This window comes from Flavobacterium procerum (assembly GCF_042431625.1).
Lineage (GTDB): Bacteria > Bacteroidota > Bacteroidia > Flavobacteriales > Flavobacteriaceae > Flavobacterium > Flavobacterium procerum.
Window position 1 is genome coordinate 71,909 of the sequence record NZ_JBHLYW010000032.1, and the last position, 13,494, is coordinate 85,402.

The window sequence follows — 13,494 nt, forward strand, 5'->3', positions numbered from 1 at the left end:
GAACTATTGATTAGCGACATGGTAAGCAATTAATCCATCAATAGGTCTTCTTAGAACATTACCTAATTGAAGTTCATATTTATCAAAAGTCTCTTGTAATTCGTCTTTCAAATAGAAAGCAATAGAACCAACAAAATGTACTGGCACTTCTTTACAGTTATCAAATTGCTTGATGTAGTTTTTAACGAAAGATTTCATTCCTTTGAAAATGATTTTTCTGCAGAATTCTGTATCTTTATGTTTGATTAAAAACTTAGCATAAGTTGCTAAATAAGCATTTGGATTTGGCTCTTTGTATAATTTATTTTTAATAAAATCTGGATCAACGTCGTACTCTTTTTCAAGCTCAACAGCCAATTCTTTAGGCATTTTATTAAAATAGTATTTTCTAATTAATTCTTTACCAAAAACGTTTCCGCTGCAGTCATCCATTACAATATAACCTAATGACTGAACTTTTTGGTGCAATACTTTTCCATCAAAATAACTACAGTTAGATCCTGTTCCTAAAATAGAAACAATTGCTTCCTGCCCTTTTGGAGTTGTTGCATACACAGCCGCATAAGTATCTTCCTGAACGTCTACAATCGCGTTAGAAAAATACTCCTGAAAAACTTGTTTTAAAAACTGCTGCATTCTTTCAGTTCCACATCCAGCTCCGTAAAAGAATAGATGTGATGCATTTTTTTTGTTTTGCAAAATATCAAAACGGTCATTTAATCTTGAAATAATTTCCGGTGCGTCAAGAATTTCAGGATTTAATCCTAAAGTTTGTGTTGTGAATAATACTTTTCCATTATCATCAATTGCAATCCAATCGGCTTTAGTAGACCCACTATCAACTATTAATTTCATTTTGTTTAGTTTTTGGGATTAAGTCTTCTTTATTAATTTAAAAGTGTATTTTTTACATTAATTAAAGAAGTGACAAAATAAGAAAATCCCGTTATTTTGAAGTAACGGGATTTTGCAAAAATATATATTATTATTTTAAACCTGCAATGTGTACAGATAAATCGATTAATTTACTTGAGTAACCGTACTCATTGTCATACCAAGAAACTAATTTGAAGAAAGTTGAATTTAAACCGATTCCGGCAGTAGCATCAACGATAGAAGTTCTTTTGTCTGAGATGAAATCTTGAGAAACAACTGCATCTTCAGTATATCCTAAGATACCTTTCAATTCGTTTTCTGAAGCTTTTTTCAATACAGCCATAATTTCTTCGTAAGAAGTTTCTTTGGCTAATTTTACAGTTAAATCTACTGTAGAAACGTCAGCAGTAGGAACACGGAAAGCCATACCAGTTAATTTTCCATTCAAATCTGGAATTACTTTTCCAACCGCTTTAGCAGCACCTGTTGAAGAAGGAATGATATTGATTGCAGCAGCACGTCCACCTCTCCAGTCTTTTCTAGAAGGTCCGTCAGCAGTCATTTGTGTTGAAGTAGTTGCGTGAACAGTAGTCATTAAACCTTCAACAATTCCGAAGTTATCATTGATTACTTTAGCCAAAGGAGCTAAACAGTTTGTAGTACAAGAAGCGTTAGAAACAACTAAATCAGAAGCTTTTGCAGTTTCGTGGTTTACTCCCATTACAAACATTGGAGCATCAGCAGAAGGAGCAGAAATAATTACTTTTTTAGCTCCACCTTTAATGTGCTCATTTGCAGTTTCAACAGTTGTAAAGATACCAGTACATTCAGCAACAACATCTACATCAACTTCGTTCCATTTTAAGTCAGCAGGATTTCTTTCTGCAGTGATACGGATGTTTCTTCCGTTTACATACAATTTACCTTCTTTTACTTCTACAGTTCCGTTGAAACGACCGTGAACTGAATCATATTTTAATAAATAAGCTAAGTGATCAACATCCAATAAATCGTTGATTGCAACAACTTCTACGTTATCTCTATTGAAAGACTCTCTAAAAACGATTCTTCCGATACGTCCAAATCCGTTTATTCCTAATTTTACTTTTGACATTTTACTAAATTTTTGCTTTTGTTTTTATTATACTAATTCAAAGTCTAATTTCCTCACAATAAACTTCTCTTCTTTTAAACTTTTATATTAAGTTGACATGATGTCTGACACTCTCAATAATTCTCTGTCTATCTCAGACTTTCCTTTGATAGCTTGCTCAAGCGGTGTTAAAATCACTTTATCTTCTTTTACACCCACCATGTAGTTTGATTTTCCTTCAATTAAAGATTCTACCGCCTTAACACCTAAACGGCTTGCAAGAACACGGTCAAAACAAGATGGAGAACCACCTCTTTGCATGTGCCCTAACACAGAAACACGTACATCATATTCAGGTAAATTAGCTTCAACATAATCTTTTAATTCGAATACGTTTTTACCAATTTTATCACCTTCAGCAATTACCACAATACTTGAAGATTTTCCTGAAGCTTTACTTTTTTGAAGTGAGTCTAACAAACGATCCAAACCTAAATCTTCTTCAGGAATAAGGATTTCTTCTGCTCCTGCTCCGATACCAGCGTTCAATGCGATATGTCCCGCATCTCTTCCCATAACCTCTACAAAAAACAGACGATTATGCGAACTTGCCGTATCTCTGATTTTATCAATACAGTCGACAACAGTGTTCAATGCAGTATCGTAACCTAAAGTAAAACTTGTACCGTAGATATCATTATCAATTGTACCCGGAATTCCCATTACAGGAAAATCAAATTCGGCATTAAAAATCAAACCTCCGGTAAAACTACCGTCTCCACCAATAACCACCAAAGCATCAACTCCGGCTTTCAAAAGATTTTCGTGTGCTTTTTTTCTTCCCTCCGGTGTTCTAAAGTCAACAGAACGAGCCGATTTTAAAATCGTTCCGCCTTTGTTTACAATATTATTTACGCTACGTGGCCCCATTTCTTTGAAGTCGCCTTCAATCATACCTTGGTAACCTCTATAAATCCCGATGCATTCTATATTATGATAAGCGCAAGTTCGAACAACAGATCGTATTGCAGCATTCATTCCAGGTGAATCTCCTCCTGAGGTAAGAACACCTACTTTTTTTATTGTTTTTGGCATTATTTAAGTATTAAAGTGTAAAATTAGCAAACATTCAGCACTTTTCGGGTTATGATTATAATAAATTAATCAAATATGTTAAATGCAAACGTTTTCGTTAATAAGTTTTTTTATAGTAAAAATTTCATTTACAATAATAAAACGCCCTTTTTTTAGACAAATCATTAAAATTAACAATACCCGAATGAACTGTTATAAAAATCGGAAAATCTGTTTCAAAAGAAATAAATCCCAATCAAGCCTATAAATTTAGAATAAAAAAAACCATTACGTAAATAATGGTTTTAGAAATATTTGTTTTTAACAATCTATTAATAATCGTTATCGTCTGGAATGACTCCCTGATTGTTTTGCTGTTGTTGCTGTTTTTTCTTTTCTTCTTCTTTTTTGCGTTTCTCCTCTTCTTTTTCTGCCTTCTTTTTATTCTTTTCGGCATCCTTCTTATTAGAGAAGTTTACGAAATCAGGATTTAAGTAAGAATCCTGAACGTCGTCTGAAGTATTCTTAACCGCTTTCTCAATTTTATGATCCTTAAAGAGCTTGTTGACCAATTCACTGAAAGTGTCAAAATCTACTTCATAAGAAATACCGACACCTTGGGTATAACCAATTCCCTGTCCAATATAATTTACATCATTTTCTTTATTGAACAAACGCAGGTTCATCGTACCATCTTCGTTAACGCGGTATAAAACTTCAATGTCTCCTACAATTGCAGATTCGTTTACGCCGCCTACCGGCACACCGAGCTTACCATTAATTGTAATACGCTCATTAACCTGAGACGAAATATTGGCTTGGAAACGGCCGTCGACTTCTTGCCCCATTCTACGGTCTGCAGATGTATAGGTGAAATCGACATTTACCTTATCGTTATCTGATTTTACAATACCCCCAAACAAACTGGACACGGTTTCTGACAATGTTCCAGAGAAATCTCCTTGACTGAATCCGTCTGGACTCATGAAAGAACCTGTAGACAATAAATACAAGGCCTGTGTCTGACGAATGTCTTTATCATCTAATTTGTATTGGATTTCAGATTTTAAAACATTACTCACAGACGGAAACTGAATGTCAAAATTTGGCTCAGGACTCGCTAAATCTCCCCTTAAACCAATAACTACTTCTACTGGCACTTTTTTGTTGAATGAAGAAGTATTGTCTAAAAGCACCGCCGGATTTGCCGATGTCTTATAAACCGCTTCAAGATTAAGCTGGGCTCGCATCGGGTTTCCTTCCCAAATAATCGAACCTCCTTTTTTAACCAAGAATTTTTTATCAATAAGACCTCCATATTTAAAATTATAAGTTCCTTCATATGCTTGGAAATCCCCCCACATATTAAACTTACCCAATGTATTGATTTTAAACAAAAGAGATCCGTATCCTTTTCCTTTCATTCCATGTCCCGAATTTCGATCCAGAATAACCTCTACTTCGGCATCAGGTGTAATATCAAAATCAAACTCCAGCTCCAGTCCGTTGTAGTTTTTTGTTTTTTCTACAATTCCTTTAGACATATTGAACTTTTCTTTTGGAGTCACAAAATGAATCCAACTGCTTTCTCCAACACTCTGCGCATTATTAATCGGAATTTTGACTTCTGTACCTTTTTCCGATTTGGCATCAACCTTAATAAACAAGCCTTCGACGGGACCGCGAATACTAGCGCTACCGTTTATAAAAGCAGTTCCAAAATAAGCCGCGTCATCGCTGTCTTTGGTGTCAAGAGCCAGCAATCGCTTAGAAGTTATATTAAGATCTAATTTCCAGTCTCCAAAATTCTGATGTTCAATACTTCCATTCAGCAAACCTTTTGTACCATATTTAGTATCCGTCAACTGGTTGTTTCTAAACAAAAACTTTTCGTTGGTCAAATCGATTACCGTTCTGTCACTTAATTCGTAATCGGTATTTAAGTACGGAATAGTCATTCCTGCTTTTTCAACATAAAGCCTTCCGTTGATTTCAGGTTTTTTCAGATTACCCACAACCGCCGCATTTCCCGAAACAGAACCACGAATATTAGACAACACATCTCCTCCAACCGTTCCTAAAGTAGCGAGATTAAAACCTTCTAATTTTAAATTTAAATCCAAAAACGTTTCTTTGTTTTCTGTTGCAAAAGTTCCTTCTGCTTTAAAAGATTCCGTAAAACCATTTCGGATGGACGAATTTATAGTGAATTTTTTAAAACTTTCATCCCCAGCAATATCAAAATTCAGCGTCCCGAGTTCTGTTTTATTAAGCACTAAATGATCAATCTCGATAGAAGCCGTCGGTTGATAGATATTTTTATTCTGCTTATAATTGATATTTCCGTTCAGATTACCATGAAAGATAAATTTCGAATTGAGCGGCGTAATCTTATTGATGTCTACATCTTCAAAATTCAGCACCAAATCTTTATAATCTTGTCCTTTTATTACCCCATTCAAATCAATTTTCTGATTTTCGTGCGACAGAACAATATTGTCTATAGAGAAATTCTTAAAATATTGATCGATAACAATCTGATTGTCCTTTTCTGCATTTTCATTTAAATACCATAAATAATCTTTAAATTTCATTTCAGATTTCTTAATTCCGATAATATTGTTTTTGTTTTTATCTATTGTATGAAACAAATCGAGATTAAAATAATCTTCTCCTTGATTTCCTCCTTTAAACTCAGAACGAACAAACAAAGTATCTTTTGCCGTAACATTAATTAAATTAAAATCACGGATTTTATAATACGGCGTTTTAATGCTATCTAACTCAATGTAGGCATTGTAAAGCGTATTTTTATTGTCGATATTGATTCGGATATTATCAAAGGTATTTTTTGCCGCTGTAATTTTTTGTGATTTGAAACCGAATTTAAATTCCTTCTGGTCAGAGTCTATTTTTCCTCTTACTACAGTAGAAGAATCGATATTGATTTCGGGATAAAGCATTTCGACAACCTTATCATAAACATGGAAATTAAAACGTAGAAATTGCCCTTTTTTGACCTTATAAGGCTTATAGTTCGTGTACAGACTTCCAACAGAATTCATTACCAGTTTATCTAATTGTGCAAACTGAAATTTCCCAACAATTTTACCATCAACAACATCTTTCGAACTAATGGTTATGGTTCTCAAGCGGTCTTCATCAAAATTAGAATTAACCGTTACTTCATCAAAGACATAAGTAGATTTTGGATTCTGGTAAACAGCATCTTTAATAAAAATATTTCCTTGAAGATTTTCGATAGAATTACCAGTCAACTGTACCACCGCATCGCCTCGGAAATTTGAAATAGAATCGTTGACAAACTTTAGTTTCTGCAGATTTGAATTTTCAATATTGATATGAAAATCGTATCGGTTTTCTCTTTTGCTCAAATCAACCAGACCATCAAAATTAAGACTCAAATTTGGGTCATTTATGGTGATTTGTCCTTTGTAATAAGGCAATTTAAAGTTACCGTTAATTTCTATATTATTATAGGTGTATCTATTATAATCTAATTTCAAAATCTCACCTTTAATAATCGTATTAAGATACTTTTCTGTAAAACCAACTCCGTCTACATCTAGATTCAATGTAGTTTTACCAAGATCTTTTCGAGCCAAAACAGCACCTATATTAAAATCTTCTAATACAATATTTCCCGAATAAGAAGCTTTATCTATAAAATCCATATTGTTAATATGAAGATCAGCACGCGCATTTCCAAGATCAGACGCCATCTTAAATGTGGCTTCTAGATCAGTTGTAGATACTTTGGTTTTTCCGACAATATTAAATTTGCCTATCCTTTTTAATTCTTTAGGCAAACTTTTACCCAAAACCCCTGGAAGCAAAACCACAAGATTATCGTAACTTGAAATCAGTTTTTCAAATTTTCCATCCATCGAAAACTTCTGTTCTTTGGTTCCCAGAAGATTTCTAAAATTAATTGTTCCGTTAATTCTAGATCCGTTTGCATCACTAAGACGCAAATTACTCAAGGTAAAATTGTTTAACGGACCGTTTAGTTTGGTTTTGATTTTAAAACGCTGGTTCTTTCCCAATCCATCATAAAAATAACGAATATCGTTTGAAGCAATCGAAGCAGAATCCAGCACAACATGAAAGCGCACTTTGTCTGTAAAATCTAAAAAATCTTTAATTTTATAATTTAAAACCGCCAATCCGTAAAGAGACGAACGCTTGGTTTTAATTGCAAGATTCTCAACCTTAATCTGTTTTTTTGTATAACTGAATTTCCCCGCAAAATTAGAAACATACAAACCACGATGATCTAAAAATGAAAAACGGTGGATAATCGTATTAACATCTGGGCCATATACTTTAAAATCGCTGATATAGGCATTCATTTTCTTGAAATCAAGAAAAAGCGGAACACGTTTGTTTTCGTCAACTACAGAAAAACTTCCTTTTTCTATATAGGCATTTCGTGCAGTAAGCAAAAAGTGCTTGGTTGATTTTGTGGGTGTTTTTTTATCCGTCTCAAACGCTTCGACGAACTTATTCATGTTGTTTTCGTCTTCGCCTTTATATGTTTTCAAATTGAAAATCAAACCTGTAAGTCGAATATCTCCGAAAAGAAGATCTCCATCGAGCAGTCTGCTGAAACTAGCAATATCGGTAGTAATGATTTCCGAATAAATCATCGTTTTTTTATGATGATCTAAAATCGTGACTTTTTTCAGTTTTACGCCTCCAAAAATATTGATTGCCGTTTTCTCAACTTTTATGTTAACATTAAAATCTTTGTTAAGCGAATCGGTCACATAATTGGCTATTTTAGTCTGCACGAATGGCAGTGACAAAATAATGGCAATTGTCAGCAAAAGTAAAATCAACCCAATTAGGGTTCTTGATATTATTTTCTTTACTTTTTTGATAGCTGTTTTAATTTTAGTTTTTCTTTTAAATTTACTTTGAACAGACAAGAATCGCTGTTTTTGATAAAAATTCTTTAATTTTGGGCACTGTGGCAATCAAAGAATACTTAAAAAATTTGATTTGTCAAATATAATTCAAAATTTGTGCCTTTATATGCAAAATCCTGAGGTTTTTATTCTCGCCATCGAAAGTTCATGTGATGATACTGCTGCCGCGGTTCTACATAACGACAAAGTATTGTCAAATGTTGTGGCCAATCAGTTAATTCACAATCAATATGGAGGTGTGGTTCCCGAACTGGCTTCGAGAGCACACCAGCAGAATATTGTCCCTGTTATAGATGCTGCGCTTCGCAAAGCAAATGTACAAAAAGAACAGCTAAATGCCATTGCCTTTACACAAGGACCTGGGCTGATGGGGTCTTTATTGGTAGGAACCTCGTTCAGTAAATCATTATCGCTGGCGTTAAAAATTCCGCTTATCGCTGTAAATCATATGCATGCTCATATTTTAGCCCATTTTATTGACGAAGAAGGCTACGATAAACCCGAATTTCCATTTCTGGCGCTTACCATTAGCGGCGGTCATACTCAAATCGTAAAAGTCAACAGTTTTTTTGATATGGAAATTATCGGAGAAACCACTGATGATGCGGTCGGAGAAGCTTTTGACAAAAGTGCCAAAATCTTGGGACTTCCCTATCCTGGCGGACCACTGATTGACAAATACGCAAAAGAGGGAAATCCGAAAGCTTTCGCTTTTACAAAACCAAAAGTTCCTGGTTTAGACTTTAGTTTCTCCGGATTAAAAACGGCTATTCTATACTTCATTCAAAAAAACAAACAGGCAAATCCAAATTTTATTGACGAAAATCTAAACGACATCTGTGCTTCTATCCAGCACACGATTATCGAAATTTTGATGGATAAAATAAAATTGGCCGTAAAAGAAACTGGAATTACACAAATTGCCATTGGAGGCGGTGTTTCTGCAAATTCTGGAATTAGAAATACATTGAAAGAAACAGAATCCAAATACGGCTGGAAAACATTTATTCCGAAATTTGAATACACCACAGATAATGCCGCAATGATCGGAATTGTAGGCTATCAAAAATACCTAGCAAAACGATTTGAAAATGCTGCTGTTGTCTCTAAAGCCCGAATAGAATTTTAAATTATGCAGTTATTCTTTAATCCAAATATAAACGAGTCGACCGAAAATTTTTCTTTTGACAAAGAAGAAAGCCGTCATATTATAAAAGTGTTGCGAAAAAAAGATTCTGATATCGTACAAGTCACAAATGGATCGGGACTTCTTTTTGAAACTCAGATTACGCTGGCTTCAGACAACAAATGTACCGTACAGGTATTGTCGATAAAAAATGCCGAAAAACCTAAATTCCGTCTACATCTTGCGGTTGCTCCAACCAAAATAAACGACCGATTTGAATGGTTTCTGGAAAAAGCAACCGAAATCGGAATTCAGGAAATAACTCCTGTTTTTTGTGATCGCTCGGAGCGAAAAGTGATCAACAAAGACCGTTTCGAAAAAATCATTTTATCGGCCATGAAACAATGCAACGAAACATTTCTTCCTAAACTAAATGATGCTGTTTCCTTTAAAGAATTCATTAAACAAAAAAATGAAGGTCTTCAGCTGATTGCTCATTGCGAAGAAACGGATAAAAAATCATTGAAAGAAGTTTTAGAACCCAATCAAAATGTAACGATTCTAATTGGTCCAGAAGGAGATTTTTCTGAAAAAGAAATTGCTCTGGCATTAGAAAATGATTATAAGCCCGTAACTTTAGGAAATACACGTTTGAGAACAGAAACCGCCGCTGTTGTGGCCTGTCACAGTGTTGTTTTTTTTAATGAATAAACTAATTTAAATGAAAAAAATATTCTTATTGTTTTTATTGATTTCTTTTTCTTCGTTCTCACAGGAAATTGCTTTGCTAAAATACAGCGGCGGAGGCGATTGGTATGCCAATCCGACTTCTCTGCCAAATTTGATAAGTTTTTGTAATGCCAACATCAACACGAGAATAAAACCAAAACCATCAACTGTTGAACCAGGAAGTCCAGATTTGCTTTCGTATCCTTTTGTACATATGACAGGGCACGGAAATGTGGTTTTCAGCGATTCTGATGTAATCAATCTTAGAAATTACCTTGTCGCAGGAGGTTTTCTTCATATAGACGATAATTACGGAATGGATCAATTCATTCGAAAAGAAATCAAAAAGATATTCCCGAACAACAATCTTGTTGAAATTCCGGCTAATCATGCCATTTTTCAGAAACCTTTTCCTTTTCCAAACGGACTGCCGAAAATTCATGAACACGACGGAACACGTCCCCAAGCTTTTGGCATTTTCATAGAAAACAAGCTGGTATTGCTTTACACTTACGAATGCGATCTTGGCGACGGATGGGAAGATACCGAAGTACATAACGACCCAGTTGGCGTGCGTGACAAAGCCTTAAAAATGGGCGCCAATATCATCAATTATATTTTCACCAATTAAATGCAGCTTACTCATCACGAAAATCAGTTTGAAAGAAAAACTTTTCCGATTACGCTAATCTGCGATCATATTTACTTTCAGCAGAACATTGGATCTTTGTTTCGAATTTCTGAAGCTTTTGGAGTAAAAAATATTATCTTTTTTGGAAAAGATATCCCGCTTACACCCCGCAAAATCAACAAAACTTCGCGAAGCACACATCTTCATGTGCCTCATTCTGTTATTGAAGACTATACTGCACTTCACTCATTTCTAATTGACAATAATTTTGAAATTATAGCTTTAGAAATCACTTCAAACAGTAAACCTTTGAAAGAAGTTGTTATTCCAGAAAACAAAAAAATTGCACTTTTAATCGGAAGTGAGATTAATGGAATATCCGAAGAACTTCTTAAACTTTCACATCAAATTGTTCATATCAAAATGTTCGGAAACAACAGTAGCATGAATGTTGTACAAGCTGCAAGCATAGCACTTTACGAACTTACTTCTATCTAAAAATCTCTTATCGACATTCTCAACAAAAAAATCATCTTTTTAGAATGATTTTACCACTTCTCGCAATCTGATTTTCTCGAAAAAAAGCCATTTAGAATAAAATTTTAAAATAATTTTAAGATTTTTTACCGACTAAGTGCAAATAACAACGTCAAAATGCATTATTAAAATCTTAAAACAAGAAAAAACCTACTAATATTTTTATTGATTTTTTTGTAAGAACTAGATTATACAAGGCTTTGTAAATTTCTCACAAATAAAACTTTGTAAATATTTTGTTACAATATTTTTTTGTTATAAAATTGCCGTAATATTTAACTAAACAACATTTTTATAACAAAAACCCAAGAAATTATGAAAAAAGTTATTATTTCCGCATGTGCAGCATTATTGCTGTTTGCTTGCCAAAATGACCAATCTGAAAACACCAATTCAGAAACTGCCATTGCTTCACGTCGTGCGTGTGCATCGCAAGATGTTTTACATGCCCAATTAAAAGCAGATCCTTCACTGGCAATTAGAATGAACGAAATTGAAGCGTTTACAGCAAAACATTTATCAAGCAATTTTACAGGACGTTTGGTAAACGGTAAAATCGAAATACCAGTTGTTGTAAATGTATTGTACAGAACTACAGCACAAAACATTTCGGATGCACAAATTCAGTCTCAGATTGATGTGCTTAATAAAGATTTTAATGCCCTGAATTCAGATTACAATAATGTTCCGGCTCTTTTTGCTGGTGTAAAAGCCAATATCGGAATCACATTTGTTCTAGATCAGGTTATCCGAAAATCTACTACCAAAACTTCATGGGGAACCAATGACGCGATGAAAAAAACAGCTCAAGGAGGAATTGCACCGACTTCGCCAACAACAAAACTTAATATGTGGTCTTGCACAATTGGGGGCGGAATCTTAGGATATGCGCAATTTCCTGGGGGAGCTTCTTCTACAGATGGTGTCGTAATCGACCCTCGTTATTTCGGACTATCGGGATCTGCAAATGCGCCATTTAACTTAGGAAGAACGGCTACTCACGAAGTAGGACACTGGATGAATCTTCGCCACATTTGGGGAGACGCAACATGCGGAAGCGATTTAGTTGCCGATACGCCTACTCATAACGAAGAAAATTACGGCATTCCAGCTTATCCTCACTACAGTACTTGTTCTGGCACTCCTGTAGAAATGACAATGAACTACATGGATTATGTTGATGACGCCGGAATGTACATGTTCTCAGCAGGACAGAAAAGCAGAATTGCAGCCATTTTTACGAGCGGAGGAGCGAGAGCTTCATTTGCACAGTAAAAGTTACCTAATATAAATAGAAAAGCGAGATTTTAAGATCTCGCTTTTTTTGTTTAAGTCTAGATTTTAAAAATGCTTTTTCCTATATTTATATTTCTAAATTTTAAACATGATCACTTCAAAAACTATTTCGAACGGAATTTTAAGAGCTTTAGCAACCATCTTAATAATTGGTATCGTTTTATACTTTTTATATCAAATTCAAACCGTAATTGTGTATTTGTGTATTTCATTAATACTGTGCTTAATTGCAAATCCGCTGGTTTTGTTTTTAAAAAACAAACTGAAATTCAGCAACTCTATGGCAGCCACAACAACAATTATTCTTTTTATTTTCATCATTGTGGGTTTTATTCTATTATTTGTTCCTCTTATCATTTCGCAAGCCAATAATCTGGCTTTATTAGATACTGCTCATCTTCAGACGAAATTTATGGAAACAGAAAAACATCTTGAAGATTATTTCAACATTCAACATATTGATTTAAATAAAGTTATCAAAGATTCTAAGCTAACATCGGTATTAGATTTTAGTTACTTTACTGGATTTATCAATTCGATTATAAACTTTATGGCCGACATGGGAATGGGATTGGTATCGGTATTTTTTATTACTTTCTTTTTTATTAAAGATCAGATTATTTTTAAAGATCAAGCAAGAAGAATACTTCCTGATTCCAACGAAGATAAAATCTTGAATTCAATCACGAAAATCAACCATCTTTTGACCCGCTATTTTGTTGGTTTGCTTTTGCAGTTGATTGTTGTTTTTATTCTTTATCTTATTGTATTACTGATTTTTGGAAATAAAAACGCTTTTGTAATTGCTTTTTTATGTGCTATTCTAAATGTAATTCCTTATTTAGGACCGATTATCGGAACCACTTTAGCGGGAATTTTAACCATGATCAGTATGATAGGGCAAGATTTTCAATCTGAAATCCTACCAAAGACAATTTATGTAATTATAGGATTCCTAATTGTTCAGGCAATTGACAATAATATCAGTCAACCGATAATATCCTCAAAAAGCGTAAATTCGCATCCGTTAGAAATATTCTTAATTATCTTAATCAGCGGTATCACGTTTGGAATTGTCGGAATGATCATTGCCGTACCAGCTTTTACAATAATTAAAGTAATTTTAAAAGAATTTTTTCCTAACAATAAAATTGTCTCCGTATTAACCGAAAGAATTTAG

10 protein-coding genes are annotated in these 13,494 nt (G+C 34.1%); 6 read left to right on the forward strand and 4 right to left on the reverse strand.

What is annotated here, in order from left to right; all coding sequences use genetic code 11:
* Positions 1-3 precede the first annotated feature (3 nt).
* From ACFFLS_RS24510 to ACFFLS_RS24525, 4 genes are all read right to left on the reverse strand, one after another.
* The gene (locus ACFFLS_RS24510; protein ID WP_379682585.1) at positions 4-855 is read right to left on the reverse strand and encodes an N-acetylglucosamine kinase; all 852 of its coding nucleotides are present in this window, start codon (positions 853-855) and stop codon (positions 4-6) included.
* A 130-nt stretch (positions 856-985) separates the two neighbouring features.
* Complete coding sequence (gene gap, locus ACFFLS_RS24515; RefSeq protein ID WP_379682586.1) at positions 986-1,990, reverse strand: type I glyceraldehyde-3-phosphate dehydrogenase; 1,005 nt, start codon at positions 1,988-1,990, stop codon at positions 986-988.
* Positions 1,991-2,077: 87 nt separating this feature from the next.
* Positions 2,078-3,064 carry a 6-phosphofructokinase gene (gene pfkA, locus ACFFLS_RS24520; RefSeq protein WP_379682587.1) on the reverse strand — a complete coding sequence of 329 codons (987 nt, stop codon included), beginning with the start codon at positions 3,062-3,064 and terminating at the stop codon, positions 2,078-2,080.
* 311 nt (positions 3,065-3,375) lie between these two features.
* Entirely contained in the window at positions 3,376-7,872 is a 4,497-nt protein-coding gene (locus ACFFLS_RS24525; RefSeq protein ID WP_379689731.1) for a translocation/assembly module TamB domain-containing protein, read from the reverse strand.
* 229 nt (positions 7,873-8,101) lie between these two features.
* Here ACFFLS_RS24525 and tsaD point away from each other — a divergent pair, with 229 nt between their 5' ends.
* The 6 genes from tsaD to ACFFLS_RS24555 all read left to right on the forward strand — a co-directional run bounded on the left by tsaD (position 8,102) and on the right by ACFFLS_RS24555 (position 13,494).
* On the forward strand, positions 8,102-9,124 hold the full coding sequence (tsaD, locus tag ACFFLS_RS24530; protein ID WP_379682589.1) for a tRNA (adenosine(37)-N6)-threonylcarbamoyltransferase complex transferase subunit TsaD: 1,023 nt from the start codon (positions 8,102-8,104) through the stop codon (positions 9,122-9,124).
* A gap of 3 nt (positions 9,125-9,127) precedes the next feature.
* Positions 9,128-9,832 carry a 16S rRNA (uracil(1498)-N(3))-methyltransferase gene (locus tag ACFFLS_RS24535; protein WP_379682590.1) on the forward strand — a complete coding sequence of 235 codons (705 nt, stop codon included), beginning with the start codon at positions 9,128-9,130 and terminating at the stop codon, positions 9,830-9,832.
* A 10-nt stretch (positions 9,833-9,842) separates the two neighbouring features.
* Positions 9,843-10,481 carry a DUF4159 domain-containing protein gene (locus ACFFLS_RS24540; protein WP_379682591.1) on the forward strand — a complete coding sequence of 213 codons (639 nt, stop codon included), beginning with the start codon at positions 9,843-9,845 and terminating at the stop codon, positions 10,479-10,481.
* The gene (locus tag ACFFLS_RS24545; RefSeq protein WP_379682592.1) at positions 10,482-10,979 is read left to right on the forward strand and encodes a TrmH family RNA methyltransferase; all 498 of its coding nucleotides are present in this window, start codon (positions 10,482-10,484) and stop codon (positions 10,977-10,979) included. It abuts the gene before it with no gap.
* Between the two features lie 354 nt (positions 10,980-11,333).
* Positions 11,334-12,293 carry a zinc metalloprotease gene (locus tag ACFFLS_RS24550; RefSeq protein WP_379682593.1) on the forward strand — a complete coding sequence of 320 codons (960 nt, stop codon included), beginning with the start codon at positions 11,334-11,336 and terminating at the stop codon, positions 12,291-12,293.
* A 109-nt stretch (positions 12,294-12,402) separates the two neighbouring features.
* Positions 12,403-13,494, forward strand: a complete 1,092-nt coding sequence (locus tag ACFFLS_RS24555; protein ID WP_379682594.1) for an AI-2E family transporter — start codon at positions 12,403-12,405, stop codon at positions 13,492-13,494.